Source organism: Alcaligenes sp. 13f (genome assembly GCF_020496585.1).
In the GTDB taxonomy this organism is placed as follows: Bacteria; Pseudomonadota; Gammaproteobacteria; order Burkholderiales; family Burkholderiaceae_B; genus Alcaligenes; species Alcaligenes phenolicus.
On the sequence record NZ_JAHKKC010000012.1, the window covers coordinates 74,857 to 100,759 of the forward strand.

The following is a 25,903-nucleotide window of genomic DNA, read 5'->3' on the forward strand; positions in this document are numbered from 1 at the left end:
TAAATATCAGTTGTGCTGACGGATGAAGTCCCTGATTTTAGGACAGATCAGCGTGCGCCAGCGACTTCCGGAGAAAATCCCGTAATGCCCACAGTTGGGTGCGGTGAATTGTTGCTTGAGTTCAGGGGCAATTTTTGCGCACAGCGCTTGAGCCGAATGGGTCTGGCCCTGGCCGGAAATATCGTCCAGTTCGCCCTCAATGGTGAACAAGGCTACGCCATCAATATCTTGTGGGCGCACCTGTTCGCCATGCACGTGCCATTGGCCCTTGGGCAGGCGGTGCTCCTGGAACACAATGCGGATCGTGTCCAGATAGAACTCGGCAGGCATATCCAGCACGGCATTGTATTCGTCGTAGAAACGGCGGTGTGCTTGTGCGTCGTCATCATCACCCTTGATCAGGTGCTGATAAAAGTCGTAGTGCGAGCTGACGTGACGATCCGGATTCATGGCCACAAAGCCGGCATGCTGCAAAAAGCCGGGGTACACGCGACGGTGAGCACCGGGGTACTTGGTGGGCACGCGATGAATCAGATTGTTTTCAAACCAGGAGTAGGACTTGGTCGTGGCCAGACGGTTCACCTCCGTAGGCGACTGACGCGTGTCGATGGGACCACCCATCATGATCATGCTGCGCGGCATCACGGCCGAGCGGCGGGTCGCCATTAGCGAGACGGCAGCCAGTACTGGCACTGTGGGTTGGCAAACCGACATGACGTGCACCTTCGAGCCCAGCGCCTGGATGAACTCCTGTACATACAGAACGTAATCGTCCAGATGGAAGGGGCCGGCCGAACGGGGCACCATGCGGGCATCAATCCAGTCGGTGACATAGACGGAGTGATCGGGCAACAGCGCACGTACGGTTTCACGCAGCAAGGTGGCGTGGTGGCCGGACAAAGGGGCTACCAGCAAAATTGTGGGGTCCTGAGCGGCTTTGGGGTGATCGCGCTCGAAGTGGATCAACTTGCAGAAGGGCTTGCTCAGGTGTTCGACCTCGCGCACGGCAACGGTCTGGCCGTCGATCTGGGTTTCGTTCAGCCCCCAGGCTGGCTTTTCGTAATCCTTGCCGATACGGTGTACCAGTTCAGAGGCCGCCGCCAGTTGGCGCGACAGGGGCGTGTAGGCCAGTGGACTGTATGGGTTGGAGAACCATTGGGAGCTGGTGCCGGTAAAGGCAGCCAGCGGGGCCAGAAAGGACCGCTGAAGTTCGTGCAGATCGTAAAGCATAGTGTGCGCCTTGGTGTTGCCTAATTTGATACAGAGGAATGTATATGCTTATTCCTGTGGGAAACAATACGACGTTTACCGTTCCTCTGTACTTGGGATTTTCCCTTGCTGCAGTGCGGCAAGTTTTTTTATCAAAAGGCGAGATTGGGCGCAAGAGTGGCTGGATAGGAACGCAGCCACCGGGTCGGACTTCTATAGAGCGAGCGAAGGGCTTAGCGCTCCAGATACTGTAGTTTGTTCTCCACACCGTTCCAGTCGTCCGCATCTTCCAGCGGTTTCTTGGAGCGGTTGATGCTGGCAAAAATAGGCGTCAGTTCTGCGTTCAGTTCGATGAAGGGAACTTGATCCTGCGGCACATCTTCTTCAGCAAAAATGGCATTGGCCGGGCATTCGGGAATACAGACGGCGCAGTCAATGCACTCGTCCGGGTCAATCACCAGAAAGTTCGGGCCTTCACGAAAACAGTCGACGGGGCACACATCCACACAATCGGTGAATTTGCACTTGATACAGTTTTCGGTGACGACGTGGGTCATTTCAGTAACACTCCTGCGGTATCGCTAAGGCGGTCAGTCACGGCAAAGGGCCGTGGATGGGGTGCGCGACAACGCACAGGGCCTGAACGATAAAAATGGGATTTAAATCGAATCTTTCGATTTTAACGAATATTCAGCTTCTTGCTTATTGAGATGGCGCAATAGCTCACCTGCTAGATAGCTGTACGCAAGAACTGGCGCCCGTGCTATGGTTGCGCAATCAAAATCGGTAGGTTTGTGATGATCATTACCTCTTTACTTGATACGGACCTGTACAAGTTTTCCATGATGCAGGTTGTTTTGCATCATTTCCCGGCTGCGCACGTGGAGTATCGCTATAAGTGCCGTACTCCCAATATTAATTTGAGCCAGTACCTGGACGAGATTCGGGCGGAAATTCACGCACTGTGCCAGTTGCGTTTTTCAGACGCCGAGCTGGATTATTTGCGTAGCCTGCGCTTTATCAAAAGCGACTTCGTCGATTTTCTGGGCCTGTTCCACCTGCCCGAGCGCTGCATTCAGGTGCAGGCCGGTGATGTGCCCGGCGAGATCGAAATTTCGGTTCAGGGGCCCTGGCTGCACACGATCCTGTTCGAGATCCCGGTGCTGGCCATTGTGAACGAGGTTTACTTTCGCAACGAATGTCCGCAGCCACCATGGGCAGAAGGGCGCGAGCGTCTGCAGTCCAAGATGCGGCTGGTGGTGGATGATCCGGCCCTGAGCGACTTTCGTGTAGCTGACTACGGTACGCGCCGCCGCTTTTCCAAGCAGTGGCACGAAGAAGTGGTCACTACCATGATCGAGCAGATGAAGCCGCACTTTGCGGGCACCAGCAACGTCTGGTTGGCCATGAAGTATGGGGTGACGCCGCTAGGCACCATGGGCCACGAATACTTGCAGGCTTGTCAGGCTCTGGGCCCCCGTTTGCGTGACTCGCAGATTTTTGCTCTGGAAGTGTGGGCCAAAGAGTATCGCGGTGACTTGGGTATTGCCTTGTCGGATGTCTACGGCATGGATGCCTTCCTGCGCGACTTTGACATGTACTTCTGCAAGCTGTTTGACGGTGCTCGCCATGACTCGGGTGACCCATTCATTTGGGGCGAGCGCTTGCTGGCGCACTATCAGGCCAACCGTACCGATCCACGTACCAAGACCTTGGTGTTCTCTGACGGTTTGACCATACCCAAAGCCATTGAGCTGGCCCTGCGTTTTGCAGGTCGCTGCAAGGTGTCTTTCGGGATTGGCACCAACCTGACCAATGACCTGGGCCATGAGCCCTTGCAGATTGTTATGAAGATGGTGCGTTGCAATGGCCAGCCCGTGGCGAAAGTCTCGGATGCGCCTGAAAAGACCATGTGTGATGATCCGGCGTATCTGGCTTACTTGCGGCAGGTTTTTCAGCTGCCTCCGGCTTAGAGCTTGAGGCTTCCCTTCTTGAGGTCCTTGCTGCTTGAGGCAAATGCTGCTTGGGTAGGGGAGCTAAGGGCATCGTAGTCAGTGATGCTCGTGATTTCAGACGGGCGGCATCGTTTTAAAGCGATAAAGCTATAGCACTAAAAGTTTGAATCAAAGCCTTTTGCACACGCAAAGGGCTTTTTCATAGACACAGCAGTGCTGCCAGATGCCCACCGGCTTCCCGAGCTTGGGCAATTTGCTCTTCGCTCAAGGTCTTGGGAGCCAGAATGGCTTCTGGCGTCTGGGCGTGAAAATTGAAGATACGGATGGGGGCGGCCAGCTCCAGCCGCCAGCCCGTACAAATCCGTTCCAGTTGCCGTTGCGCACCTTGCCCGTCGCTACCCGCACTGATCAGGGCGGAATAAGGACGCCCGTTGAGTTGATCCAGCACCTCGTAGTAGTTCCGGTCCAGACACTCTTTCATGGTACCGCTCAGACTGCCCAGATTCTCGGGCGCGCAGAACAAATAGGCGTGGGAATCGCGCAAATCCTGTGCTTGCACCTGATCACAATGCAAGCGTTTGATACAGACCTGCTCTGTCTCGCCCAGTTCTTTGAGTATCTGCAGCGCGCCTTCCTCGGCCTGTTCGGCCAGTTGACGGGCGGCGCCGGTACGGGAGTGCCAAATCAACAGAAGCTGGCGGCATGTGTTCAGACTCATAAGCTCTTACTCGCGGTGATAGACTAGCGTCTACAGTATAGAGAGCCACTTCAGCGCTGAGTGGCCACATCGACGTAATCCACATGAATCACACCGCTTCTCCCCCTATGGCCGAGTCGGCCTTCAATCCTCAATGGTTCGCGCAAGCCAGCCACGGACTGGATGAAGCAGGGCGTACGCTATTGCAGGCGGCTGCCGACTGGGCGGGGCCTATTTTGCTGGATCTGGCCGGAAGTACCGGCGAACCCTTGGACAGCCATTGCGCTCAGGTCGCGCTTATTTTGGCTGGTTTGGGTGTGGACGCTCAAACCCGTGCCAGCGCCTTGTTGGCCGTCACTCCTGCTCCTGGGCCGGAGGTCAAGCAAGACCCGGTTCAGAAAGCCTTTGGTGCCGAAGTCATGACGTTGGTACGTGGCTCGCGCGCCTTGTACCGTCTGGGTTCGCTGACCGGCCAGGCCAAGGAGCAGACAGGCGGGGGCGATCAAAAGGAAATGAAGCGCAAGATGCTGCTGGCAATGGCCGCTGACTTGCGCATTGTGATGATGCGTCTGGCTTCGCGCCTGCAGTCCTTGCGCTGGTATCGGCAGTCCAAGACCGTCTGCCCGGTCGAGTTTGCGCGTGAAACGCTGGAGCTTTATACGCCCTTGGCGAATCGTTTGGGGATTTGGCAGATCAAGTGGGAAATGGAAGATCTGGCCTTTCGCTTTCTGAATCCCGAGGTCTACAAGAATATTGCCAGTAAGCTGGAAGACAAGCGCGTAGAGCGCGAAACCCTGATCAGTCAGGTGCGCGACCAACTACTAGCAGCCTTGAAACGCGAGCATATCGTGGCCGAGGTTTCAGGCCGGCCCAAGCATATCTTCAGTATCTGGAACAAGATGCGCAACAAGCATCTGGATTTCGATCAGCTGTTTGATCTGCGCGCCTTGCGTGTCATTGTTGATGACGAGCGCAGCTGCTACCACACCCTGGCGGTGGTGCATTCGCTGTGGACGCCGGTGCCCGAGGAGTTTGACGATTACATCTCCCGGCCCAAGCCCAATGGCTACCGTTCCCTGCATACCGTTATTGCGGATGCACAGGGGCGCTGCTATGAAATTCAGATCCGCACGCGCGACATGCACCAGTTCGCGGAATACGGGATGGCTGCCCACTGGCGCTACAAGGAGGCTGGAGCCCAAGGCGGACAGCAGGTGGCCGATGGTGAGGACGATAGAAAGATAGCCTGGATGCGTCAATTGCTGGCCTGGGACAGGGAGGCGTCCACCTCGAACGCTACCGAGCCTGCCCCGCAAGCGGACAGCAGCAAAGATTCGGCTTCCGAAAAGGTAGTGGAGCCCGTTGCCAGCAAGAAACCGGCTGTTGCCAGGCCTTTGAAGGCTCAGGAAGACGAACATATTTATGTGCTGACGCCGCAGGCTCGGGTTATCGAGCTGCCTGTGGGGGCGACGCCGGTGGACTTTGCCTACTACCTGCATACCGATCTGGGCCATCGTTGCCGGGGTGCGCGGGTTGATGGGCAGATGGTGCCTTTGTCCACGCGCTTGTCGACTGGTCAGACGGTAGAGATTGTGGCGGCCAAATCCGGCGGTCCATCGCGTGACTGGCTGAACGTGCAGTTGGGCTTTCTGGCCAGCCCACGCTCGCGCTCCAAGGTGCGCGCCTGGTTCAACGCGATTGAATTGCAGCAGCGCATCTCCCAAGGCCAGAGCATGGTCGAAAAAGAGTTGCAACGGCTGGGTCGTACGGCCGTGAATCTGGAGCAGATGGCGCAACAGCTGGGCTTTGCCAAGGCGGATGACCTGTATGTTGCCGTGGCCAAGGATGAGTTCAGCCTGCGTCAGGTGGATGCCTTGTTCCGTGAGGATGTGCAGGAGGAAGAACCCGTACAGCGTGTGTTTGATGCGGCCCGGGAAAGTGTTTCCAAGACCGGGAAAAGCGGCGTGCTGGTGGTGGGTGTGGATTCGCTAATGACGCAGCTGGCCCGTTGCTGCCGTCCCGCACCCCCTGATCTGATCGCCGGTTTTGTGACTCGTGGCCGGGGAGTGTCCATACACCGTGCCGACTGCAAGTCCTACCAGGAACTGGCTGATCGACAACCTGAAAGGGCTATTAGCGTCGATTGGGGCGATACGGGGGATACTCAGTATCCCGTGGATCTGGCCATTGAGGCTCAGGAGCATCCCAGCCTCTTGCGTGATCTCTCGGAAGTGTTTGCCCGCCTGCGTTTGAACGTAACGGGTATCAACACCTTGAGTCGCCGCTCGTTGACGCGCATGATATTTACTATTGAAGTGCGTGATGGCGAGCAAATTCAAAAGGCTTTAGCGGCCTTGAACGAGTTATCGGGCGTCAGCGCCCGCCGCTACTCGTCCTGAACTGCTAAAATCGGTAAACCTAAACCTCGCGGGCGTTGTGCCCGCGATTGTTCTTGTCAATCAAGAGAGCGAGCTTTGAAAACCTATACCTTGCCCGACCCGGATGGACATTTTGGTCAGTTTGGTGGTTCGTTTGTCGCTGAAACGCTGGTCCACGCCCTGGACGAGTTGAAAGCAGCCTACGAACAGTATCGGAACGATCCTGAGTTTCTGCGCGAGTTTCACTACGAACTCAAGCATTTTGTCGGTCGTCCCAGCCCCGTGTACCATGCCCGTCGATGGTCGGAGCAACTAGGTGGAGCTCAGATCTGGTTCAAGCGCGAAGATCTCAATCACACTGGCGCACACAAGATCAACAACTGTATCGGTCAGATTCTGCTGGCTCGCCGCATGGGCAAGCCACGCATTATTGCTGAAACCGGTGCAGGCCAGCACGGCGTGGCAACGGCTACGGTCGCCGCCCGCTATGGTCTGGAGTGTGTGGTCTACATGGGTAGCGAAGACGTACGCCGTCAGGCTTCCAATGTGTACCGCATGAAGTTGCTGGGTGCGACGGTCGTTCCTGTGGAATCCGGTTCGCGCACGCTGAAAGACGCGCTGAACGAAGCCATGCGCGACTGGGTCACCAATATCAGCAATACCTTCTACATTATTGGCACGGTGGCTGGTCCTCATCCTTACCCGATGATGGTGCGCGACTTCCAATGCGTGATCGGTGACGAGTGCGTGGAGCAAATGCCTCAGGACGCCGGTCGTCAGCCGGACTACGTTTTGGCGTCGGTGGGCGGTGGTTCCAATGCCATGGGCATTTTCTACCCCTACATCGAGCACAAGGATGTGGAGCTGATCGGAGTGGAAGCGGCTGGCCGCGGTCTGGATACGCTGGAGCACTCGGCTTCCCTGAACAAGGGCATGGTGGGTGTGCTGCACGGTAACCGTACCTATGTGCTGCAGGACGATGACGGTAACGTCATGCCTACGCACTCGGTGTCGGCTGGCCTGGATTACCCCGGTGTGGGTCCCGAGCACGCCTGGCTGAAAGATTGTGGCCGTGCGCAATACGCCACCTGCACCGATGAAGACGCCCTGAAAGCGTTTCACGATTGCTGCCGCATCGAAGGCATCATGCCCGCGCTGGAGTCCTCGCACGCGCTGGCCCATGCGGCTCGCATTGCCCCGACTTTGCCCAAGGATAAAATCATCCTGGTCAGTTTGTCTGGTCGCGGTGATAAGGACATGCACACGGTCGCCGAGTACGGCGGCTTGACTCTGTAAGCAATCGGGAACGGATATGTCGAGTAATGTGCGTCTGAAAAAGACGTTTGAAGGTTTGAACGGGCGCTGTGCCCTGGTGCCTTATATTACGGCCGGAGACCCTTCGGTGCCTGCTACCGTGGCCTTGATGCATGCCTTGCGTCAGGCCGGGGCAGATGTCATTGAATTGGGTGTACCGTTTTCTGATCCCACTGCCGATGGCCCGGTGATTCAGCAAGCGGCTGAACGTGCCATCAGCCGTGGTGTGGGCTTGCGTAAAGTGCTGGAGATTGTGCAGCAGTTTCGCTTGATCGACGAGGAAACGCCGGTTGTTCTGATGGGTTACGCCAATCCTATTGAGCGTATCGGTCAGGCTGAATTTGCCGTCATGGCGGGCAAGGCGGGTGTGGACGGTGTGCTGACGGTGGACTACCCACCTGAGGAGTCCGAGGATTTCACCCGTTTGCTGACCGAGCAGGGCGTGGATACCATTTTCCTGCTCTCGCCCACGTCCACGGACGAGCGTATTGCCAAGGTAGCCGCTTTGGCGCAGGGCTATGTGTATTATGTGTCCCTGAAAGGTGTGACCGGTTCGGCCCAGATTGATGTGGCTGATGTGGAACACCACTTGCAGCGTATTCGTCAGCACGTCAAAATTCCGGTCGGAGTGGGTTTCGGGATTCGGGACGCGCAAAGCGCCAAAGCCATTTCCCGTAGCGCGGACGCAGTTGTCATTGGCTCCAAGCTGATCCAGACCATGGAACAGGCTGTGCAGGAGAACGCTGGCAAAGAGCAAAAGGATATGGATGCGGCTGCGGTTGCAGCAGCCAGCCAATGGCTCGCACAGATACGTCAGGCACTGGATAATTAGCCTAAATACCTATTCCGCGTATAGAATCATCTGCCTGTTCTTTAGGAACAGGCGCTTTTTTTCAGAATAAAGAGCTTGGTGGGCCGGGTGCCGGCCAGGCGAAAACAGGATCTAACAATGAGCTGGATCGAGAAAATACTCCCGCCGCGAATTAACCGTAACCCCGAAAGCAGCCGTCGCGTTCCCGAAGGGCTGTGGGTGAAATGTCCGTCGTGTGAGTCTGTGCTCTACAAGGAAGATCTCCAGGCCACCTTGAATGTCTGCCCCAAATGCAGCCATCACATGCGCATTGGTGCTCGTGCCCGGATCAAGTCCTTGCTGGACCCCGAAGGCCAGACCGAGATTGGTTCCAACACCCGTCCTATGGACCCCTTGAAGTTCCGCGATTCGCGCAAGTACACCGAGCGCGTTTCCGAGGCGGCCAAGCAGACGGGCGAAACTGAAGCCATGGTGGTCATGAGCGGCACGATTTTGTCTGTGCCTGCCGTGGTGGCCTGCTTCGAGTTTGAATACATGGCCGGTTCCATGGGTTCCGTGGTGGGCGAGCGTTTCACACGTGGTGTGCAGGCGGCTATTGCCAACCGCAGTCCTTTTATTTGCGTGGCCGCTTCGGGTGGTGCGCGTATGCAGGAGAGCTTGTTCTCTCTGATGCAGATGGCCAAGACGACGGCTATTTTGGCTGAATTGTCGGATGCGGGTTTGCCGTTTATCAGCATTTTGACTGACCCCACCATGGGTGGTGTGTCGGCCAGTTTCGCTTTTATGGGCGATGTGGTGATTGCCGAGCCTAATGCCTTGATTGGTTTTGCCGGTCCTCGCGTGATTGAGCAGACTGTGCGCGAGAAACTGCCCGAAGGCTTCCAGCGTGCCGAGTTCTTGCTGGAGAAGGGCGCTATCGATATGGTGGTTGATCGTCGCGAGCTGCAGCGTGAGCTGGCCGAGTTGCTGGCTTTGCTGACTCGTCAGCCTGCTGAGGCTGTGTCGCGGCATTCTTGATTGCCAAGGAATTGCTAAAGAAGAACGCCACCTGGGTTTAGGTGGCGTTTTTTTTGGGCTGCTGTTTTTTTGGGTAGAGAGGTTTGTGTTATTGAAGCATAGGCTTCTGGGTGGAGACCTCAGGGTGAGATTGGCTTGGTTTTCTTGGTGTGGGGAGTACGACTCTGGGGCGGGGCCTTGGCCCGTGCTGCGCACGGGTACCCTTGGCTATTGAACAATCCAGGCGCCCAGTGAACTCGCCAGGTACTTGGTCCCCCGGACCAAGTACAAGCGTCTGGCTCGAACAGCACTGGGCTTGCACCCTGGATTGTTCAATAGCCCGCGGCCAAGTCCCTGACTCGCCCCAGAGTCGTACTCCCCACACCAAGAAAAAAGGAATATCGCAGAGGGCTCAAGAAGAGGGAGAAGGAGCCTAGATGGCTGCTCTTTATGGATACGAGAGGAAAAAAAACGCCGCCCCAAAGGGCGGCGTTTTTAGTCTTGCTGTTTACTGCGTTTCGACCTGTTGCAGCGGCTCGCTGTTCTCGGTTTCTGCAGCACGTTGCTTGCGTGGGCGACCCAGGCGCACTGGTGCGGGCTGGTAGTCGTCCTGTGTTGTCGAGCGAACGGTTTCCACCAGTTCGATGCCCGCTGCGTTCAGCACGGCTTCCAGAGGGGCGGCTGCGGGCTTCTGTGCTTGTTCGGCAGCAGGGGCTTTTGCAGCAGCAGTCGTTTGAGTCTCAACGCGAGTCTCAACGGCTGTGGTTTCCACTGGAGTGGCTTCAACGGCCGGGGCTTCAACTGCAGGTTGTGCTTCTGCGGGAGTAGCAGTTGTCTCAACGGCTTCAGCTTGAGCTTCGGTGGCTTCTGCTTTGGCTGGTTCGGCAGCAACTTCTGCTTGCGCAGGAGCAACAGCTTCTTCAGCGGCAGGAGCTTCTGGCGCTACCTCGGCCTGAGCGGCTGGAGCAGCAACTTCTTCCTGGGCAGTAGCGGTTTCTACGGCTGCAGTTTCCACTGGAGCGGCTTCAACGGCTGGGGTTTCTGCTGCGGCTTGCGTTTCTGCGGGCGCTGCGGCTGTTTCTACAGCTTCAGCTTGAGCTTCGGTCACTTCTGCTTTGGCAGGTTCGGCGGCAGCTTCTGCTTGCACAGGAGCAACGGTTTCTTCTGCGGCTGGAGCTTCTGGAGCAACTTCGGCCTGAACGGCTGGAGTGGCTACTTCTTCCTGGGCTGGAGCGGTTTCAACAGCGTTTACCGGGGTCGTAGCGACTTCTTCAGCTTGTTGTGCGGCTTGAGCAGCGGCAGGAGCTTCTTCAGAGGCCTCTACGGCGACAGGAGCGGCTTCTTGGGCTGCAGGTGCCTCTACGGCTGCTTGTGGCTGTTCAGGCTCGGCTGCTGCGGTTTGGGCGGCAGCTTGTTCCTGGGCATCCAGGGCAGCGGGGTTGAAGCTAGGTGTTTCGTGAGCAACGTAGGCGCTGGTATTGCCTTCTTCGTTGTTCTCTTCGTTCTCGGCTACGGCGTTGGCGTCGGTATTGCGACGACCACGACGGCTACGACGACGGCGACGTTTGCGCTCTGGGTCCAGAGCGCCGTTTTCGCTGTTCTCGTCGGTTTCGGCATCCGAGTTGTCGCTGGTATCAGCGCTGTCGGCCTCGGCCAGCTGTTCAGCGCGGTTTTGCGCTTCTTGCTTGGTGGCGGCCACGGCAGCCACTGCGGCCACGCTGGCCACTGCGGCAGCAGCCTGTTCGGGCTGGGCTTCTGTGCTGGCGACGTCTTTGTTCAGCTCGACGTTTTCTGTGCTGCCTTCTTCACGGCGTTGACGGCCACGGCCACGGCGGTTACGTGGGTTGCGGCTGTTGCTGCTGCCTTCGTCGGCAGTGGCGGGCGTCGTGTTGGCGCTTTGTGGAGTTTCCAGAGCAGATTCGTTACCTGCTGAGGCGTTACGGCGGCGACCACGGGTATTACCCCCGGTGCTTTCCGTGCTGGCTTTTTCTTCCTGAGCCGCTTCCGGGCGGTTGGACTGGCGACGGCCACGACCACCTTGGCCACGGCCACTATTGGATTGGCCGGGACGACCTTGGCGGCGGCCAGAGGACGATTTGCTGCCTTCGGATTTGGTGGTCTCGGCCACGGGTTCGGCAGGTGCGCCGGACAACCAGTTCAGCAGGCGCTTGAGCAGGCCGGGTTTGTTGTCGCTAGCAGCGGCGCTGGCGGCTGCGGCGGCAGCAGGCTTGCTCATGGGAGCTGGCTGGGCCGGTGTGGTGCTCTTGACCAGGGCTTCTGGACGAGGCTTGATTTCGTGGCTGCGGTGCGGCACCAAGCTGTCTTGCTGCTCAGGCTGCTGGACCAGCTCGTAGCTGCTGCGCAGTTCATCCAGGCGTGGGTCGTCGTGGCGCAGGCGCTCGATGATGTGGTGCGGGGTTTCCAGATTCTTGTTCGGAATCAGGATCAGGGCAATGTTCAGGCGCGATTCGATCTTGGTGATGTCAGCGCGTTTTTCGTTCAGCAGGAAGGTAGCCACATCCACCGGCACCTGAGCGTGCAGGGCGGCTGTGCCTTCTTTCATGGCTTCTTCTTGCAGCAGACGCAGTACATGCAGAGCGCTGGATTCGGCATCGCGTATCACGCCAGTGCCGGTGCATCGTGGGCAAGTAATGTGGGAGCCTTCGTTCAGGGCAGGGCGCAGGCGCTGACGGGACAGTTCCATCAGACCAAAGCGCGAGATCTTGCCCATCTGGACGCGAGCACGGTCCAGGTGCAGGGCATCACGCAGGCGTTGTTCGACAGCACGCTGGTTCTTGCTGTCTTCCATATCGATAAAGTCGATAACAATCAGGCCACCCAAGTCACGCAAACGCAACTGGCGGGCCACTTCGTCAGCGGCTTCCTGGTTGGTGCGCAGGGCAGTTTCTTCAATGTCGGCACCACGCGTGGAGCGAGCCGAGTTCACGTCAATGGCAACCAGGGCCTCGGTGTGGTCGATAACGACAGCACCGCCCGAAGGCAATTGCACGGTACGCGAGTAGGCGGTTTCGATCTGGTGTTCGATCTGAAAGCGCGAGAACAGCGGGATGTCATCGCGGTACATCTTTACGCGATGCAGATTGTCGGGCATGACCACGCTCATGAAAGCGGCGGCCTGCTCGTGAATCTCGTCCGTGTCGATCAGGATTTCGCCAATATCGGGCGAGAAGTAATCGCGGATGGCCCGGATAACCAGGCTGGATTCCAGATAAATCAGGATAGGAGCTGCATTGTCGCGGGCAGCGCCGTCAATGGCGGTCCACAACTGCATCAGGTAGTTCAGGTCCCACTGCAGCTCTTCGACGCTGCGGCCGATACCTGCGGTGCGGGCGATGATGCTCATGCCCTGCGGGATGTCCAGCTGGTCCATGGCTTCGCGCAGTTCCTGGCGGTCTTCGCCTTCAACGCGGCGCGATACGCCACCCCCACGGGGGTTGTTGGGCATCAGAACCAGATAGCGGCCTGCCAGGGAAATGAAGGTGGTCAGGGCAGCGCCCTTGTTGCCACGCTCTTCTTTTTCAACCTGGATGATCAGTTCCTGGCCTTCAACCAGGGCGTCCTGGATGCGGGCGCTGCGTACATCAACCCCTTCCTTGAAGTAGCTGCGAGCTACTTCCTTGAATGGCAGAAAGCCGTGACGCTCTTCACCGTAGCTGACGAAGCAGGCTTCCAGGCCGGGTTCGATGCGGGTGATGACCCCTTTGTAGATATTGCCTTTGCGCTGTTCGCGCCCGGCTGTTTCGATGTCGAGGTCAATCAGTTTTTGACCGTCGACAATGGCGACGCGTAGTTCTTCTTGATGCGTCGCATTGAACAACATGCGTTTCATGAGTGTGGATCTCCGTTGTCATGGAGCACCGAAATATCGGCGCACGACCGCGGGTCACAGGTGTGTAGCGCTATAGCTGCATCAGTTTGGTGCAGGCAGGCAAAATCGGCCTACCGGCTTATAGTCTGGGAGGCACGAGTCGCGCCAAAGCGCGAAGTTCAATCAGCAGGGGGGTCAGAGTCACGGTGTGTGTTTGACGAATATAAAATTGCTGGGGGAACGGCAGCCGCATAAATCATGCGGCTGGTGCAAAAGAGCGGGACAATCTGTGCAGGAATTCAGCGCCGCACGCGGGAGGAAAACATCTCTTGGAAAGCGGGCCTTCTTGCCACACGACTTTCGCTATTTCGGACTCACCCCGGCGACCTTATGACCCGGAAGCTGGAACTCAAGGATACAATTATCAGTCCTTGGTCATCCAACGGAGACGCACCCTTTGCATCTCTACGCTGGACCCAGTCTCAGCTTCCATAGGCTGAAGCGATTATATGCCCCTTTTTGTTATGTGCAAACCTCATGAATCACAAAGATCAGCCCCTCAAGTGCGAATATTACGCATTGATGAAACGCGGGCAGGTCAGCGTATAGATAATTTTTTGTTACGTGAATGTAAAGGGGTGCCAAAAAGCCACATTTACAAAGCGATCCGTGGCGGTCAGGTGCGCGTGAATAAAGGCCGTATCAGCAGTGACTATCGTTTGCAGGACGGCGATATGGTGCGGATTCCGCCGCTGCGCCTGCCCGAGCCCGAGCAGCCGCGTCATGTTCCCGCTGCCGTTTTCCCGGTGGTGTTCGAGGACGAGCACCTGATGGTCATCGACAAGCCTGCCGGTGTTGCCGTGCATGGTGGCAGTGGTGTGTCTTTTGGTGTCATCGAGCAGTTGCGTGCTGCCCGTCCTCAGGAGCCCTTTCTGGAGCTGGCCCACCGTCTGGACCGGGATACCTCCGGTTTGCTGATTATCGCCAAGCGTCGTGCTGCCCTGGTTGGTTTGCACGATATGTTCCGCGAAATCCGTGCTCGCAAATTTTATTGGGCGCTGGTGCAGGGCGATTGGGTGAACGATCGCCAGCATATCCGTTTCCCCTTGCTGCGCTGGCTGACCGAAAGCGGGGAGCGGCGCGTCAAGGTTGACCCCACAGGCAAGCCTGCGCATACCATCATCACCATGCAGCGCCGTTTTGGTCGCTTTACTTTGGTACAGGCGGAGCTGAAAACCGGCCGCACTCACCAGATCCGGGTTCATTTGGCCCATTCGGGCTTTCCGATTGTGGGCGACGACAAGTATGGCGACGATGCCATTCGCGATCAATTCGCCCGCCAGGGCTTCAAGCGCATGTTCCTGCATTCGGGGCGCCTGGAGTTCAATCATCCTGTCACCGGACAGCCTCTGGTTCTGGAGGCCGCCTTGCCGGCTGCCTGTCAGGCCGTTCTTGAGCGTTTGGAGAAGTAGTTATGACGCGTTACGCCGCCGTTCTGTTTGATTGGGACGGCACAGTTATGGATTCGACGTACTCAATTGCCAGTTCTATTCAGTTGGCCAGTGCGGATCTGCAATTGCCTGTGCCCTCGATTCAGCAAGCCAGCTGGGTTATTGGTTTGTCGCTGGAAAGCGCCTTGTATCGCGCTGTGCCGGATTTGACTGCCGAGCAGATGCCGCTGTTTCTGGAGCGTTATCGTCATCACTTTATGCAGCGTGACCCGCATATCAAGTTATTTGACGGAATTTTGCCTTTCATGGGTGAACTTCGTGGCCGCCAGATTGCCTTAGGAGTGGCAACGGGTAAAAGTCGTCAAGGTTTGGATAGAGTGCTGCAGCAGGTCAATCTCAGCACTTTTTTTGATGCTACCCGTTGTGCAGATGAAACCCGCAGCAAGCCGGACCCGGAAATGCTGCATCAATTGCTGGCCGAATTGATGTTGGAGCCCGAGCAGGTCTTGATGGTGGGCGACACCGTGCACGATATTCATATGGCGGCCAATGCGGGCATGGATAGCGTGGCTGTCACTTACGGCGCGCATGATCCTCAAACCCTGGCAAAGGCTGAGCCCACGGTCATGGTTGATAATGTGGCGCAAATGCGCGATTGGGTATTGGCACGGATTTAATAGGCGGCAAGCCGGTTTGACGACCATCTTGCCAGACAGGTTCAGGAGATGGAGATGTTCAAATCACGTTCGCAGCCCATACGTCCCTCTGAAATTACCGACGAGTCGGTCTGGCGGGCGCGCCGCCGCCTGCTTTTGCAGGCTCCCGGCGCCTTGGCCTTGGCGGCCAGCTTGCCGGGTCGGGCTCAGGCGGTCCCGGTAGGGCAGGACTTGTCGTTCACGCCTTCCCAGCGCTGGAAACTGGACGATATGCCCACCAGCGAGTCCGATGTCACCTCCTACAATAATTTCTACGAATTTGGCACGGGCAAGGAAGATCCTGCCCGCCATTCGGGGAAATTCAAGACTGAACCCTGGACTTTGCAGATTGACGGTTTGGTGAACAAGCCGCTTACCTTGGATATGGACCAGATATTGAAGCTGGCCCCTTTGGAAGAGCGTATTTATCGTCTGCGTTGTGTTGAAGCTTGGTCCATGGTGGTGCCCTGGGTGGGCTATTCCTTGTCGGCCTTGCTAAAGCAGGCGTCGCCCCAGGGCTCGGCCCGCTTTGTTCGGTTTGAAACAGCGGCGGACCCGGAAACCATGCCGGGTCTACGCTCTCGTATCTTGGCCTGGCCCTATGTGGAGGCGCTACGGTTGGACGAGGCCATGCATCCTTTGACTCTGCTGGCTACCGGTCTGTACGGAAAAAGCCTGCCTGTTCAGAATGGAGCGCCGGTGCGGCTTATCGTGCCGTGGAAGTATGGGTTCAAATCGGCCAAGTCTTTGGTGCGCATCACCTTGACGGACACCATGCCCGAGTCCAGCTGGATGAAGGTGGCTCCGCATGAGTATGGCTTTTACGCCAATGTGAACCCGGAAGTGCCGCATCCCCGCTGGAGCCAGGCCACTGAACGTGTCATCGGTTCGGGATTCTTCGCCACCAAAAAGCCGACTTTGCCTTTTAACGGCTATGCCGAAGACGTGGCAGGTCTGTATGCCGATATGGACTTAAGGCGTTACTACTGATGAGTACCTGGAAGGCTGCGCAGTTGGATAGGCTCAAGCCCTTGGTATTCTTGCTGGGCTTGTTTCCCTTGGGGCGCTGGGTATGGTTGGGTTTCAACAATGGCCTAAGTGCCAATCCAGCTGAATTTTTGACCCGATCCAGTGGGATCTGGGCCTTGGTACTCTTGCTGCTGACCCTGGCTTTAAGTCCTGTAAGGCGTTTGCTGGCTCAGCCCGCCTTGGTGCGTTGGCGCCGCATGTTGGGCTTGTTCAGTTTTTTTTATGCAGCTTTGCATACCTTGGCCTGGGCCTGGTGGGATCGCTCGGGCGACTGGCTGTCCATGTGGCAGGACGTGATGCAGCGGCCCTTGATTGCGATCGGGGTGGTGGCTGTGCTGATTTTATTGGCCCTGACCCTGACCTCCACGCATGGCTGGCAGAAACGTTTGGGTCGTGGCTGGAGCCGCTTGCATCAAACCGTGTATTTGGCGGCGGTCCTTTCCATCCTGCACTTTTACCTGATTCGTACTGGTAAAAATGATGTGGTGGAAGTTTATGTCTATGGTTTGGTTCTGGTGGGCTTGCTGGTTTTGCGCCGCTGGCCCGTATTGAATAAGACAGCGCACTAAGAAAAACAGGTAATGAGCATAAGCCCATTACCTGTTTTTTTATCAATCCAGACTTTGCAGAATGGCAGCTGTTTCGGCATCCAAAGTGCCGTCGTAGCGGGCTGGGCGGTAGTGCATCTGGAAGGCGGCGATCACGTTTTGTGTGGCCTTGTCGAACACGCCGCTGTCAGGCGTTTCGTAGCCTGCTTTGCGCAGCAAGGCCTGGGTTTGAGCGGCAGAGGGCAGGGGACGCGTGGCGTACTGCGCCTGCAGTGCTCGGGCCTGTGATTCCTTGTACCAGCGGCCTATGCCTGCTTGGGCCAGTTCCTTCCAGGGGAAATGAGGGCCGGGGTCCAGCTTGCGTTGTGGGGCAACATCGCTGTGGCCAATAATATTGCGGGCAGACACGCCATGGCGCTGAGCCAGGTCTTTCAACAGTGCTTTGATTGCTTCAATCTGCCCGGACGTATACGGAGCCCAGCGACCATCTGCCAAGCGGCCCATATTAACGATTTCGATGCCGATAGAGCCGGTATTCAGGTCTGTGAAACCGTACCAGGAGCCCAGACCTGCATGCCAGGCGCGGCGTTCCTCTGGAACCAGACGGTAGACAGTGGGACGGCGCTCGTCGCTGACCAGGTAATGGGCGCTGACATCACGCTGCGTCAGCACCTTCAAGGAGGTGGCGTGGTCGCCAGCGGTGTAGTGCATGACCAGATAACGCACTCGGCTGTTCTGGCCCTGAGCGCTATAGCTGTCATCAAGTTTGAAGGGACCGCTACTGCCACAGGCCGCCAATAAGGCCGTCAGGCTAAGTACGCCAATCTGAACGCTGCGCTTCAAGACGGGTGTAAGAAAAGACAGGGATTTCATCTTAACGACCAGCCAGAAACAGGAAAATGCAGGGGGTTTTGTCCAGGGCAGGCGGCTGGCGCTCGCGCCATTGTTCAATTGTGGCAGTCTGGATCAATTCACGCGTACCTGTCAGGTCACGAGCCAGGCACAAGCGTGTTGTGGGCTTGAGGGACTGCAGCAAGGTGCTGTACATGGCCTGATTGCGATAAGGTGTTTCGATCAGGATCTGGGTTTGCTTCAGGGTTTGTGACTGGCTTTCCCATTGTTTGAGCTGCTTGGCGCGTGCGCCGCCATCCACGGGCGCATAGCCGTGGAATACAAACTGCTGACCGTCCAGGCCGCTGGCCATCAGGCTCAGCAAAATGGAAGAGGGGCCAACGTGAGGGCGCACGGGGATCTTCATTTCGTGGGCCATGGCAACCACCAGCGCACCGGGGTCGGCGACGGCGGGGCAGCCAGCTTCCGATACCAGACCAATGGCTTGACCTTGCAGGGCTGTTTTCAACCACTCACGCATTTCACCGGGTTTATTGCCGCGCTTGTCCAGCGTGTGAATAGTGATTTCTTGCAGAGGTACCACGGGCTCAACCAGTTTCAGGAAGGCGCGGGCGGTTTTGGCGTTCTCGGCAATAAAGACGGTCAGTTCGCGCGTCAAAGCCTTGACGTCGGCGGGTAGCCAGCCGCTGATCGGGCTCTCACTTAAGCCTACGGGGATCAGGTGCAAAGGGGCGGCTTGGGGCATGGCGTATCAGTCCTAAACGGAAGGGGGCAAAAGGGTGGGGCGCAAGGGGTTCAAGCCAAAGTGACGCAGCATGGTGCACAGCTCGATCAGCGGCAGGCCAATGATAGCGGTTGGGTCGTCCGAGCGCATGGACTCCATCAGGGCAATACCCAGGCTTTCGGCCTTGGCGCTGCCAGCGGTGTCATACGGTTTTTCCTGCAGCAAATAGTGCTCGATTTCTTCATCACTCAATGCGCGAAAACGACAATTGGTAACAATATCGCTGCACAGAAATTCCTGGCCATCCGTCACGCATAAAGCGCTATGGAAATCGATGTCTTGACCGCTCAGGCGACGCAGTTGTTTCTGCGCACCGGCATGGTCGCCAGGCTTGCCAATAGCGTCCTGGCCCGATGTGGCGACCTGATCGGAGCCGATCACGAGCGCGCCTGGGTTCAGCTGGCTGATACGGGCCGCTTTTTCACGCGCCAGACGCAGGCTGAGCTGGGCGGGAGCCTCTGCGGGAAGTGGGGTTTCATCAATGTCAGGAGACTGGCAGGTGAAAGGCAAGCCCAAACGCGCTAACATAGCGCGGCGATAGACTGAGCTTGATGCAAGGATGAGACGCATAGTGTGTTTTAGCTGTGCTTTGGTTTGACTGCCTTGTGCTTAGCACGGTATTATCTAATGTTTTCTTCGTTATTGAAATGGTTGTGGGCTGGCTTGGCGGTTTGCCGGCTGCGCTTTACATGCTTCAATACCGAGGGGCAGGAAAAAAAGCAGTACAAGAAAAAGTGGTAGAGCCCCCAAGCGATACCAAGGCAGTGAAACAAGCAAGCAGCAAACAAGCGAAAGCGACAAATAAAGCAGAACAAACAAGCGGTTCCAGATCCTGGTAAAACCGTGGTTTGATGCCCTAAGCATACTTATGACGACACAGTATATCGACACCTTGAATCTAGCCCGTGCCCCTCAGGAAATGTCGGGTCAGGTGCTGGTGGAAAATTTGTCTCGTCTGGTATCCGATTTGCCCGTTCAAGGCGATTTGCGCATTGACTGGAGTGTGTCGGGTCGGGAAGATTCTGCCCGGCGTCGTTTTGTGCATGTGCAGGCCAAAGGTAGTGTCATTTTGGAATGCCAGCGCTGTGTGAAGCCTTTTGAGTGGCCCATCGATATTTCCAACGAAGTACAGATTGTGGCAACCGAGGACGAACTTGAGCTGGATGATGACGATACGGAAGGTCCTGATCGCATCTTGTGTGAAGGCCAGTTGGATGTCCTGGGACTGGTCGAGGACGAGCTGATTCTTAGCGTGCCTTATGTGCCGCGCCATGAGGTTTGTCCCGACGCGCAGTCGCTGTCCATGGAAGCCAAGTCTGACGACCTGGATGAGTCCGCCTTTGAGCGGCCGTCCCCGTTTGCCGTATTGGGCTCGCTCAAGAAGTCTTGATTGTTTGTTACTAATTCGTTAATTTTTTCGGGCTGCACCCATTTATTCGGGGTTGTCCATCTACAGGAGTCATCATGGCTGTTCAGCAGAATAAAAAGAGCCCGTCCCGGCGTAACATGCGTCGTTCGCACGACGCGCTTACTGGTCCTTCGACGGCTATCGAGCCTACGACTGGCGAACTGCACCTGCGTCACCACATCAGCCCTAACGGCATCTACCGTGGCCGTAAAGTGCTGAAAACAAAGAACGACGAGTAATAGTCTCTTTGTCGTTGCAAGCAACATAGGTTGCATGCTTGATGTCTAACAAAAAAATACGTATTGCCATCGATTGCATGGGCGGCGATATCGGTTTATCCGTCACTGTCCCTGCAGCGCTGCTTTTTGCCAAGCGCTATCCGGATGTGCACTGCTTATTGGTTGGCGAGCCTCAGGCCATCGAGCAAACATTGCGTGCGCAAGGTAATGTCGATACCTCCTGGTACGACATTCTTCCCGCATCCGAAGTTGTCACCATGGCCGATTCGGTCGAGGTGGCCCTGCGCCGCAAAAAAGACTCCTCCATGCGAGTGGCTGCCCAGTCCGTCAAGGACGGGGTGGCTGATGCCTGCATTTCTGCGGGCAATACCGGCGCATGGATGGCAATTTCGCGCTACGTACTCAAAACTCTGGATGGGATTGATCGCCCAGCCATTGCCACGTCCATCCCGAACCAAAAGGGCGGGGCCACGATCATGCTGGATCTGGGTGCCAATGTGGATTGCTCCGCAGAACACCTGCTGCAGTTCGCCATTATGGGATCTGCTCTGGCCAGTATTGTGGATCGTCATGAGCGTCCCACCGTGGGTCTGCTCAATATTGGGGAAGAGGTCATCAAAGGCAACGAGGTCGTCAAAAAGGCGGCTGAACTGTTGCGCTCCAGCGGACTGAATTTTTACGGCAACGTAGAAGGTGACGATATCTGCAAAGGTACCGTCAACGTGGTCGTGTGCGACGGTTTCGTGGGCAATGTGGTCCTTAAATCCATTGAAGGGCTGGCCAAGATGGTCGGCAGTATGCTGCGCGACGAATTTACCCGTGACCCATTGAGCAAAGTGTCCGCTTTGCTGGCTCGTCCTGTCTTGAATCGTTTCCGCGACAGGGTGGATAATCGCCGTCATAACGGTGCGGCCCTTTTGGGTTTACGCGGTATTGTTATCAAGAGTCATGGTTCTGCCGATGCCTACGCTTTCGGTTATGCTTTGCAACGGGCCCGCGGTGCGGTGCTCAATGGTCTGCTCAGCGGTACCAGCCAGGCAGTCGAACGCATCATGCAAAGTGTGAACTTGCATGAAGAGCAAAGCGGCGAACCAGATACACGCCATACTTCAGAGCCCTCGTCCTCATAAGAACGGGCTTGATCGGGAACATAAAATGACGATATTTGCCAAGATTATCGGTACAGGCGGCTACCTGCCTCCTCGGATTGTGTCTAACGATGATCTAGCGGTGGAGCTGGCTCAAAAGGGTATCGAAACCTCCGATCAGTGGATTGTCGAGCGTACCGGTATTCACCAGCGTCATCTTGCCGATCCCGGTGTCCGTACCAGCCACTTGGCAACCCAGGCCGCGCGTCAGGCGCTGGAAGATGCGGGCATTGCTGCCCAGGATCTGGACCTGATTGTGGTGGCTACTTCCACTCCCGATTACGTTTTCCCCAGCACCGCGTGTCTGGTGCAGGCCGAATTGGGTAACAAGGGCGCTGCCGCGTACGACGTACAAGCGGTGTGCAGCGGCTTTGTCTATGCACTGACGACTGCCGACGCCATGATCAAGGCCGGCCGTGCGCGCAATGCGCTGGTCATCGGTGCCGAAGTGTTCTCCAGCATCCTGGACTGGAACGACCGCTCTACCTGCGTCCTGTTTGGCGACGGTGCGGGCGCTGTGGTTCTGCAAGCCAGCGATGAACCCGGTGTTCTGGCTGCCCAGCTCAATGCGGATGGCAGTCAAATGGGTATTTTGTGCGCGGCCGGCAATGTCTCGCACGGTCAGGTAGTGGGCGATCCCTTCCTGCGTATGGATGGTCAGGCTGTGTTCAAGCTGGCTGTCACTTCTCTGGCCGCTTCGGCCAATCAAGTCTGCGAACAGGCTGGCGTCTCTCTGGCCGATATCGATTGGCTGGTGCCGCACCAGGCCAACGTTCGTATCATCAATTTTCTAGGTCGTAAGCTGGGTATCCCCTCCGAGAAGGTGGTTATCACGGTTGATCAACATGCCAACACCTCGGCAGCCAGTGTACCTTTGGCCCTGAATGCCGCTCGCCGGGATGGTCGTATCCGTGCCGGTGATCTGGCGCTGTTGCAAGGCGTGGGTGGCGGCTTTACCTGGGGTTCGGTGCTGGTCTGCTGCTAAGTAGCGCGATCCGGATTACCGCCTCATCTCTTTGGGTTTTTCTACCATGAAAATTGCGTTTGTCTTTCCAGGACAAGGCTCGCAGTCCGTAGGCATGCTCGATGCCTGGGCCGAGTCTGCTGTCGTACAGCAAGCCATTGCACAAGCCAGCCAGTCGCTGGGCCAGGACCTGGCTCAGTTGATGGCACAAGGGCCTGCCGAGGCTCTGAGCCTGACTACCAATACTCAACCTGTCATGCTGGCTAGCGCCGTGGCCATGTATCGGGCCTGGATTCAGGCCGGTGGCGCCGCTCCTGCCGTGATGGCCGGTCATAGCCTGGGTGAATACTCGGCCCTGACTGCTGCCGGTGCTCTGAGCCTGGAACAAGCAGTTCCGCTGGTTCGCATCCGTGCCGATGCCATGCAAGCTGCCGTACCTGTGGGTGTCGGTACCATGGCTGCCGTGCTGGGTCTGGATGACGATCAAGTGCGCGATGTGTGTGCTCGTGCCTCTGAGGGACAGCAGATTGTTCAGGCTGTTAACTACAATGCGCCTGCTCAGGTTGTGATAGCCGGGAATGTGGAAGCGGTAGATCGTGCATGTGCGCTGGCTAAAGAAGCCGGTGCCAAGCGTGCCTTGGTGCTGCCTGTATCGGCTCCTTTCCACTCCAGTCTGTTGGAACCGGCAGCTGCTGTGCTGGCCCAGGCTCTGGCTTCGGTGCAAGTGCAAACACCTGCTATTTCCGTGATCAATAACGTGGATGTAGCCGCGCCTACCGACCCCGAACAGATTAAAGATGCGCTGGTCCGTCAGGCCTGGCATCCCGTGCGCTGGGTTGAGACTATCCAGGCCATGAAGGCTCAAGGAGTCACCCACGTGGTCGAGTGTGGTCCAGGCAAAGTGCTGACGGGGCTGGTCAAGCGTATTGACCGTGATCTGGTCGCCTTGTCGATCAGCGACCCTGCGTCCTTGCAGGCCACTTTGGAAGCCCTGGAGGGAGCATAAATGCAAGAATTGGACCTAAGCGGCAAGACTGCACTGGTAACCGGCGCATCGCGCGGTATCGGTCAGGCGATTGCTAAAGAATTGATGGCACGAGGTGCCAAGGTGGTTGGTACCGCTACTTCCGAGTCCGGCGCACAGGCGATTTCCGCTGTGCTGGATCAGAACGGCAGCTATGGCCATGTATTGAACGTGGACGACCCGGCTGCTTGCGAAGCACTGATCTCTGCCTTGAGCAAAGAAGACGGTGGCCCGCACATTCTGGTCAATAATGCCGGTATTACGCGTGACAACCTGGCCATGCGCTTGAAAGATGAAGACTGGGATGCCGTTATCCAGACCAATCTAAGTGCCGTGTTCCGCCTGTCGCGTGCCGTTATCCGCCCCATGATGAAAGCCCGCTGGGGCCGTATCATCAGCATCACTTCGGTGGTGGGCGAGAGCGGTAACCCCGGTCAAGCCAACTACGCAGCTGCCAAAGCCGGTGTCGCCGGCATGAGCCGTGCCTTGGCGCGCGAGCTCGGTAGCCGTAACATTACAGTTAATTGTGTCGCTCCGGGCTTTATTGATACGGACATGACACGCTCTCTGACCCCTGAGCAGTCGGCGGCAATTTTGTCGCAAATCCCCCTGGGACGACTGGGCGCTGCTGAAGATATCGCTAATGCGGTAGCCTTCCTGGCCGGGTCGCAAGCGCAATATATTACGGGCAGCACCATCCATGTGAATGGTGGTATGCACATGTAAGGCTTGGCATCGCGCCCGGCTGAGGTAAAATTGCGGGATTATTTGGGGCCTATTGCTTGAGCCGGCGTTGTAAGAATAACGTTGGGCCTCATACAAGAACGCCGTTTTTTGTCATAGCTTATCCCTCTTAGCAGTATGGATTGGCTATAATTTGCGGGAATTTTTCCCAACTTGGAGAATCTGCATGGAAAGCATCGAACAGCGCGTCAAGAAGATCGTCGCTGAACAACTTGGCGTTAACGAAGCCGAGATCAAAAACGAATCTTCTTTTCTCGACGACCTCGGTGCCGACTCGCTCGACATGGTCGAGCTCGTGATGGCGCTCGAAGACGAATTCGAAACCGAAATACCAGACGAAGAAGCTGAGAAAATCACGACGGTCCAGCAAGCTGTGGACTACATCAATTCTCACAGCAAGCAGTAAGTTCAATTAAGAGGGTGGGCGGCATCGTGCACGCCCTCGCTCCAGAGCGGTTTCCAGAGAGTAGCCTGTGCCCGGCGGCTTTAGCTTGCAAGACGCAGTTATTCCCTTTAAACCGCTTTTTTTGTGTTTAGGAGTCATCCGTGAAACGACGTGTCGTGATTACCGGGCTGGGTATTGTTTCCCCGGTCGGCAACGATATTCCTACCGCGTGGGATAACATCGTCAATGGGCGTTCGGGCATCGGGCGTATTACCCGTTTCGATCCTTCGGCCCTAACAGCCCAGATAGCGGGTGAGGTCAAGGATTTTGATTTAACACCATACATTTCGTCCAAAGAAGCCAAGCAGATGGATACCTTTATCCATTACGGCGTGGTCGCAGGTATGCAGGCCTGGAAGGATTGCGGTCTGGATATCAACAGCATCAATGCTGAGCGTGTGGGCGTTATCGTCGGTTCGGGGATTGGTGGTTTGCCCCGCATTGAAGAAACCCAAAAAGATTATCTGGAACGGGGCCCACGTCGGATTTCCCCGTTCTTTGTGCCTGGCTCCCTGGTCAACCTGGTGTCTGGCCAATTGTCTATCGGCCTGGGCCTGAAAGGTCCTAGCTACGCTGTTGTGTCGGCATGTACAACCGGCCTGCACTCCATTGGTGACGCTGCTCGCTTGATCGAGTATGGCGACGCTGATGTGATGATTGCCGGCGGTGCCGAATCCACCGTGTCCCCTCTGGGCATTGGCGGTTTTGCCGCCATGCGTGCTCTGTCCACCCGTAACGACGATCCTGAAACAGCCTCGCGTCCTTGGGACATGGACCGTGACGGCTTCGTACTGGGTGAGGGCGCTGGTGTACTGGTGCTGGAAGAGTACGAACATGCCAAGAAACGTGGCGCACGCATTTACGGCGAGTTCTCCGGCTACGGCATGAGCTCTGACGCTCATCACATCACTTCGCCTGACCGAGACGGTCCGCGTCGTGGCGTGATGAATGCCTTGCGTAACGGTGGCATCAACGCTGACGAAGTTCAGTACGTCAACGCACACGGTACTTCTACGCCACTGGGCGACGTGAACGAGTCCGAAGCATTGAAACTGGCTTTTGGCGACCACGCTTACAAGCTGGTGGTCAACTCCACCAAGTCCATGACGGGTCACCTGCTGGGTGCGGCCGGTGGTATTGAAGCGGTGTTCACCACCTTGGCGGTGTATAACCAGATCTCGCCTCCAACCATCAACATCTTCAACCAGGACCCTGCTTGCGACCTGGATTACTGCGCCAACCAAGCGCGTGACATGAAGATTGATGTGGCCTTGTCCAACTCTTTCGGATTTGGCGGCACTAACGGTTCGATGGTGGTTCGTCGTCTTCGCTAAGTTAGACTGCCCCACTCGTAACGCCCAGTCCTGGTCGATCGGAGCTCCG

General features: G+C 56.8%; 25 protein-coding genes. 18 read left to right on the forward strand and 7 right to left on the reverse strand.

The genetic code is table 11. The features are described from left to right. Positions 1-6 precede the first annotated feature (6 nt). Complete coding sequence (locus tag KOE80_RS11950) at positions 7-1,230, reverse strand: polyhydroxyalkanoate depolymerase (protein ID WP_083053269.1); 1,224 nt, start codon at positions 1,228-1,230, stop codon at positions 7-9. 212 nt (positions 1,231-1,442) lie between these two features. Continuing rightward, positions 1,443-1,766: a ferredoxin FdxA gene (gene fdxA / locus KOE80_RS11955; protein ID WP_009456619.1), complete on the reverse strand. Its 324-nt coding sequence runs from the start codon at positions 1,764-1,766 to the stop codon at positions 1,443-1,445. 240 nt (positions 1,767-2,006) lie between these two features. Between fdxA and pncB the strand changes: the two genes are divergently transcribed. Beyond that, complete coding sequence (gene pncB / locus KOE80_RS11960; protein ID WP_035272486.1) at positions 2,007-3,182, forward strand: nicotinate phosphoribosyltransferase; 1,176 nt, start codon at positions 2,007-2,009, stop codon at positions 3,180-3,182. A gap of 181 nt (positions 3,183-3,363) precedes the next feature. Here pncB and KOE80_RS11965 read toward each other — a convergent pair whose 3' ends face one another. Further along, the gene (locus tag KOE80_RS11965) at positions 3,364-3,882 is read right to left on the reverse strand and encodes a flavodoxin family protein (protein WP_226349211.1); all 519 of its coding nucleotides are present in this window, start codon (positions 3,880-3,882) and stop codon (positions 3,364-3,366) included. A gap of 83 nt (positions 3,883-3,965) precedes the next feature. Between KOE80_RS11965 and KOE80_RS11970 the strand changes: the two genes are divergently transcribed. From KOE80_RS11970 to accD, 4 genes are all read left to right on the forward strand, one after another. Continuing rightward, a complete protein-coding gene (locus KOE80_RS11970; protein ID WP_031232614.1) occupies positions 3,966-6,260 on the forward strand; it encodes a RelA/SpoT family protein in 2,295 nt (764 codons plus the stop codon). A gap of 75 nt (positions 6,261-6,335) precedes the next feature. Continuing rightward, positions 6,336-7,535 carry a tryptophan synthase subunit beta gene (trpB, locus tag KOE80_RS11975; RefSeq protein ID WP_009456612.1) on the forward strand — a complete coding sequence of 400 codons (1,200 nt, stop codon included), beginning with the start codon at positions 6,336-6,338 and terminating at the stop codon, positions 7,533-7,535. 16 nt (positions 7,536-7,551) lie between these two features. Further along, on the forward strand, positions 7,552-8,385 hold the full coding sequence (gene trpA / locus KOE80_RS11980) for a tryptophan synthase subunit alpha (protein WP_009456611.1): 834 nt from the start codon (positions 7,552-7,554) through the stop codon (positions 8,383-8,385). 117 nt (positions 8,386-8,502) lie between these two features. After that, positions 8,503-9,381: an acetyl-CoA carboxylase, carboxyltransferase subunit beta gene (gene accD / locus KOE80_RS11985; RefSeq protein ID WP_035272491.1), complete on the forward strand. Its 879-nt coding sequence runs from the start codon at positions 8,503-8,505 to the stop codon at positions 9,379-9,381. Between the two features lie 487 nt (positions 9,382-9,868). Here accD and KOE80_RS11990 read toward each other — a convergent pair whose 3' ends face one another. Next, positions 9,869-13,210: an Rne/Rng family ribonuclease gene (locus KOE80_RS11990; RefSeq protein ID WP_226349212.1), complete on the reverse strand. Its 3,342-nt coding sequence runs from the start codon at positions 13,208-13,210 to the stop codon at positions 9,869-9,871. A gap of 488 nt (positions 13,211-13,698) precedes the next feature. Between KOE80_RS11990 and KOE80_RS11995 the strand changes: the two genes are divergently transcribed. From KOE80_RS11995 to KOE80_RS12010, 4 genes are read left to right on the forward strand one after another with little or no spacing between them, the layout of a single operon-like run. After that, positions 13,699-14,661, forward strand: a complete 963-nt coding sequence (locus KOE80_RS11995; RefSeq protein ID WP_264180248.1) for an RluA family pseudouridine synthase — start codon at positions 13,699-13,701, stop codon at positions 14,659-14,661. Between the two features lie 2 nt (positions 14,662-14,663). Next, positions 14,664-15,317 carry an HAD family hydrolase gene (locus KOE80_RS12000; protein WP_009456607.1) on the forward strand — a complete coding sequence of 218 codons (654 nt, stop codon included), beginning with the start codon at positions 14,664-14,666 and terminating at the stop codon, positions 15,315-15,317. Positions 15,318-15,371: 54 nt separating this feature from the next. After that, positions 15,372-16,325, forward strand: a complete 954-nt coding sequence (gene msrP / locus KOE80_RS12005; protein ID WP_026483107.1) for a protein-methionine-sulfoxide reductase catalytic subunit MsrP — start codon at positions 15,372-15,374, stop codon at positions 16,323-16,325. Then, a complete protein-coding gene (locus KOE80_RS12010; RefSeq protein WP_115633916.1) occupies positions 16,325-16,933 on the forward strand; it encodes a sulfite oxidase heme-binding subunit YedZ in 609 nt (202 codons plus the stop codon). The genes msrP and KOE80_RS12010 overlap by 1 nt, the downstream gene beginning before the upstream one ends. Before the next feature lie 42 nt (positions 16,934-16,975). On the opposite strand, the gene KOE80_RS12015 is transcribed toward KOE80_RS12010, so the two are convergent. From KOE80_RS12015 to KOE80_RS12025, 3 genes are read right to left on the reverse strand one after another with little or no spacing between them, the layout of a single operon-like run. Beyond that, entirely contained in the window at positions 16,976-17,785 is an 810-nt protein-coding gene (locus tag KOE80_RS12015; RefSeq protein WP_009456601.1) for an N-acetylmuramoyl-L-alanine amidase, read from the reverse strand. A gap of 1 nt (position 17,786) precedes the next feature. After that, positions 17,787-18,509 (reverse strand): SAM-dependent methyltransferase, encoded by a 723-nt coding sequence (locus KOE80_RS12020; protein WP_226349213.1) that lies wholly within the window; start codon positions 18,507-18,509, stop codon positions 17,787-17,789. Between the two features lie 12 nt (positions 18,510-18,521). Further along, complete coding sequence (locus tag KOE80_RS12025) at positions 18,522-19,076, reverse strand: Maf family protein (protein WP_021446872.1); 555 nt, start codon at positions 19,074-19,076, stop codon at positions 18,522-18,524. 77 nt (positions 19,077-19,153) lie between these two features. Here KOE80_RS12025 and KOE80_RS12030 point away from each other — a divergent pair, with 77 nt between their 5' ends. The 9 genes from KOE80_RS12030 (at position 19,154) to fabF (ending at position 25,854) form a co-directional block, all read left to right on the forward strand. Then, entirely contained in the window at positions 19,154-19,387 is a 234-nt protein-coding gene (locus tag KOE80_RS12030) for a hypothetical protein (RefSeq protein ID WP_226349214.1), read from the forward strand. A gap of 29 nt (positions 19,388-19,416) precedes the next feature. Beyond that, positions 19,417-19,938, forward strand: coding sequence for a YceD family protein (locus tag KOE80_RS12035; protein WP_226349215.1), 522 nt, complete (start codon positions 19,417-19,419; stop codon positions 19,936-19,938). Positions 19,939-20,012: 74 nt separating this feature from the next. After that, positions 20,013-20,195: a 50S ribosomal protein L32 gene (gene rpmF, locus KOE80_RS12040; protein ID WP_003800968.1), complete on the forward strand. Its 183-nt coding sequence runs from the start codon at positions 20,013-20,015 to the stop codon at positions 20,193-20,195. Positions 20,196-20,236: 41 nt separating this feature from the next. Continuing rightward, a complete protein-coding gene (plsX, locus tag KOE80_RS12045) occupies positions 20,237-21,325 on the forward strand; it encodes a phosphate acyltransferase PlsX (RefSeq protein WP_226349216.1) in 1,089 nt (362 codons plus the stop codon). A gap of 25 nt (positions 21,326-21,350) precedes the next feature. After that, positions 21,351-22,328 carry a beta-ketoacyl-ACP synthase III gene (locus tag KOE80_RS12050; RefSeq protein ID WP_226349217.1) on the forward strand — a complete coding sequence of 326 codons (978 nt, stop codon included), beginning with the start codon at positions 21,351-21,353 and terminating at the stop codon, positions 22,326-22,328. Between the two features lie 46 nt (positions 22,329-22,374). Then, positions 22,375-23,313, forward strand: coding sequence for an ACP S-malonyltransferase (fabD, locus tag KOE80_RS12055; protein ID WP_226349218.1), 939 nt, complete (start codon positions 22,375-22,377; stop codon positions 23,311-23,313). Then, the gene (fabG, locus tag KOE80_RS12060) at positions 23,314-24,057 is read left to right on the forward strand and encodes a 3-oxoacyl-ACP reductase FabG (protein WP_021446870.1); all 744 of its coding nucleotides are present in this window, start codon (positions 23,314-23,316) and stop codon (positions 24,055-24,057) included. 184 nt (positions 24,058-24,241) lie between these two features. Next, positions 24,242-24,481, forward strand: coding sequence for an acyl carrier protein (gene acpP / locus KOE80_RS12065; protein ID WP_003800961.1), 240 nt, complete (start codon positions 24,242-24,244; stop codon positions 24,479-24,481). A 140-nt stretch (positions 24,482-24,621) separates the two neighbouring features. Further along, positions 24,622-25,854: a beta-ketoacyl-ACP synthase II gene (gene fabF / locus KOE80_RS12070; protein WP_021446869.1), complete on the forward strand. Its 1,233-nt coding sequence runs from the start codon at positions 24,622-24,624 to the stop codon at positions 25,852-25,854. Positions 25,855-25,903: the final 49 nt, after the last annotated feature.

What these genes read in the sequence shown, in the direction of transcription:
- pncB (WP_035272486.1), top strand. Translation starts at nt 2,007, where the DNA reads ATGATCATTACCTCTTTACTTGATACGGACCTGTACAAGTTTTCCATG.
- KOE80_RS12020 (WP_226349213.1), bottom strand. Translation starts at nt 18,509, where the DNA reads ATGCCCCAAGCCGCCCCTTTGCACCTGATCCCCGTAGGCTTAAGTGAG.
- msrP (WP_026483107.1), top strand. Translation starts at nt 15,372, where the DNA reads ATGTTCAAATCACGTTCGCAGCCCATACGTCCCTCTGAAATTACCGAC.
- acpP (WP_003800961.1), top strand. Translation starts at nt 24,242, where the DNA reads ATGGAAAGCATCGAACAGCGCGTCAAGAAGATCGTCGCTGAACAACTT.
- plsX (WP_226349216.1), top strand. Translation starts at nt 20,237, where the DNA reads ATGTCTAACAAAAAAATACGTATTGCCATCGATTGCATGGGCGGCGAT.
- KOE80_RS12000 (WP_009456607.1), top strand. Translation starts at nt 14,664, where the DNA reads ATGACGCGTTACGCCGCCGTTCTGTTTGATTGGGACGGCACAGTTATG.
- KOE80_RS11995 (WP_264180248.1), top strand. Translation starts at nt 13,699, where the DNA reads ATGCCCCTTTTTGTTATGTGCAAACCTCATGAATCACAAAGATCAGCC.
- KOE80_RS11990 (WP_226349212.1), bottom strand. Translation starts at nt 13,210, where the DNA reads ATGAAACGCATGTTGTTCAATGCGACGCATCAAGAAGAACTACGCGTC.
- KOE80_RS12025 (WP_021446872.1), bottom strand. Translation starts at nt 19,076, where the DNA reads ATGTTAGCGCGTTTGGGCTTGCCTTTCACCTGCCAGTCTCCTGACATT.
- fdxA (WP_009456619.1), bottom strand. Translation starts at nt 1,766, where the DNA reads ATGACCCACGTCGTCACCGAAAACTGTATCAAGTGCAAATTCACCGAT.
- KOE80_RS11965 (WP_226349211.1), bottom strand. Translation starts at nt 3,882, where the DNA reads ATGAGTCTGAACACATGCCGCCAGCTTCTGTTGATTTGGCACTCCCGT.
- fabG (WP_021446870.1), top strand. Translation starts at nt 23,314, where the DNA reads ATGCAAGAATTGGACCTAAGCGGCAAGACTGCACTGGTAACCGGCGCA.
- KOE80_RS12015 (WP_009456601.1), bottom strand. Translation starts at nt 17,785, where the DNA reads ATGAAATCCCTGTCTTTTCTTACACCCGTCTTGAAGCGCAGCGTTCAG.
- trpA (WP_009456611.1), top strand. Translation starts at nt 7,552, where the DNA reads ATGTCGAGTAATGTGCGTCTGAAAAAGACGTTTGAAGGTTTGAACGGG.
- accD (WP_035272491.1), top strand. Translation starts at nt 8,503, where the DNA reads ATGAGCTGGATCGAGAAAATACTCCCGCCGCGAATTAACCGTAACCCC.
- KOE80_RS12010 (WP_115633916.1), top strand. Translation starts at nt 16,325, where the DNA reads ATGAGTACCTGGAAGGCTGCGCAGTTGGATAGGCTCAAGCCCTTGGTA.
- KOE80_RS12035 (WP_226349215.1), top strand. Translation starts at nt 19,417, where the DNA reads ATGACGACACAGTATATCGACACCTTGAATCTAGCCCGTGCCCCTCAG.
- rpmF (WP_003800968.1), top strand. Translation starts at nt 20,013, where the DNA reads ATGGCTGTTCAGCAGAATAAAAAGAGCCCGTCCCGGCGTAACATGCGT.
- KOE80_RS11970 (WP_031232614.1), top strand. Translation starts at nt 3,966, where the DNA reads ATGAATCACACCGCTTCTCCCCCTATGGCCGAGTCGGCCTTCAATCCT.
- KOE80_RS12050 (WP_226349217.1), top strand. Translation starts at nt 21,351, where the DNA reads ATGACGATATTTGCCAAGATTATCGGTACAGGCGGCTACCTGCCTCCT.
- KOE80_RS11950 (WP_083053269.1), bottom strand. Translation starts at nt 1,230, where the DNA reads ATGCTTTACGATCTGCACGAACTTCAGCGGTCCTTTCTGGCCCCGCTG.
- fabD (WP_226349218.1), top strand. Translation starts at nt 22,375, where the DNA reads ATGAAAATTGCGTTTGTCTTTCCAGGACAAGGCTCGCAGTCCGTAGGC.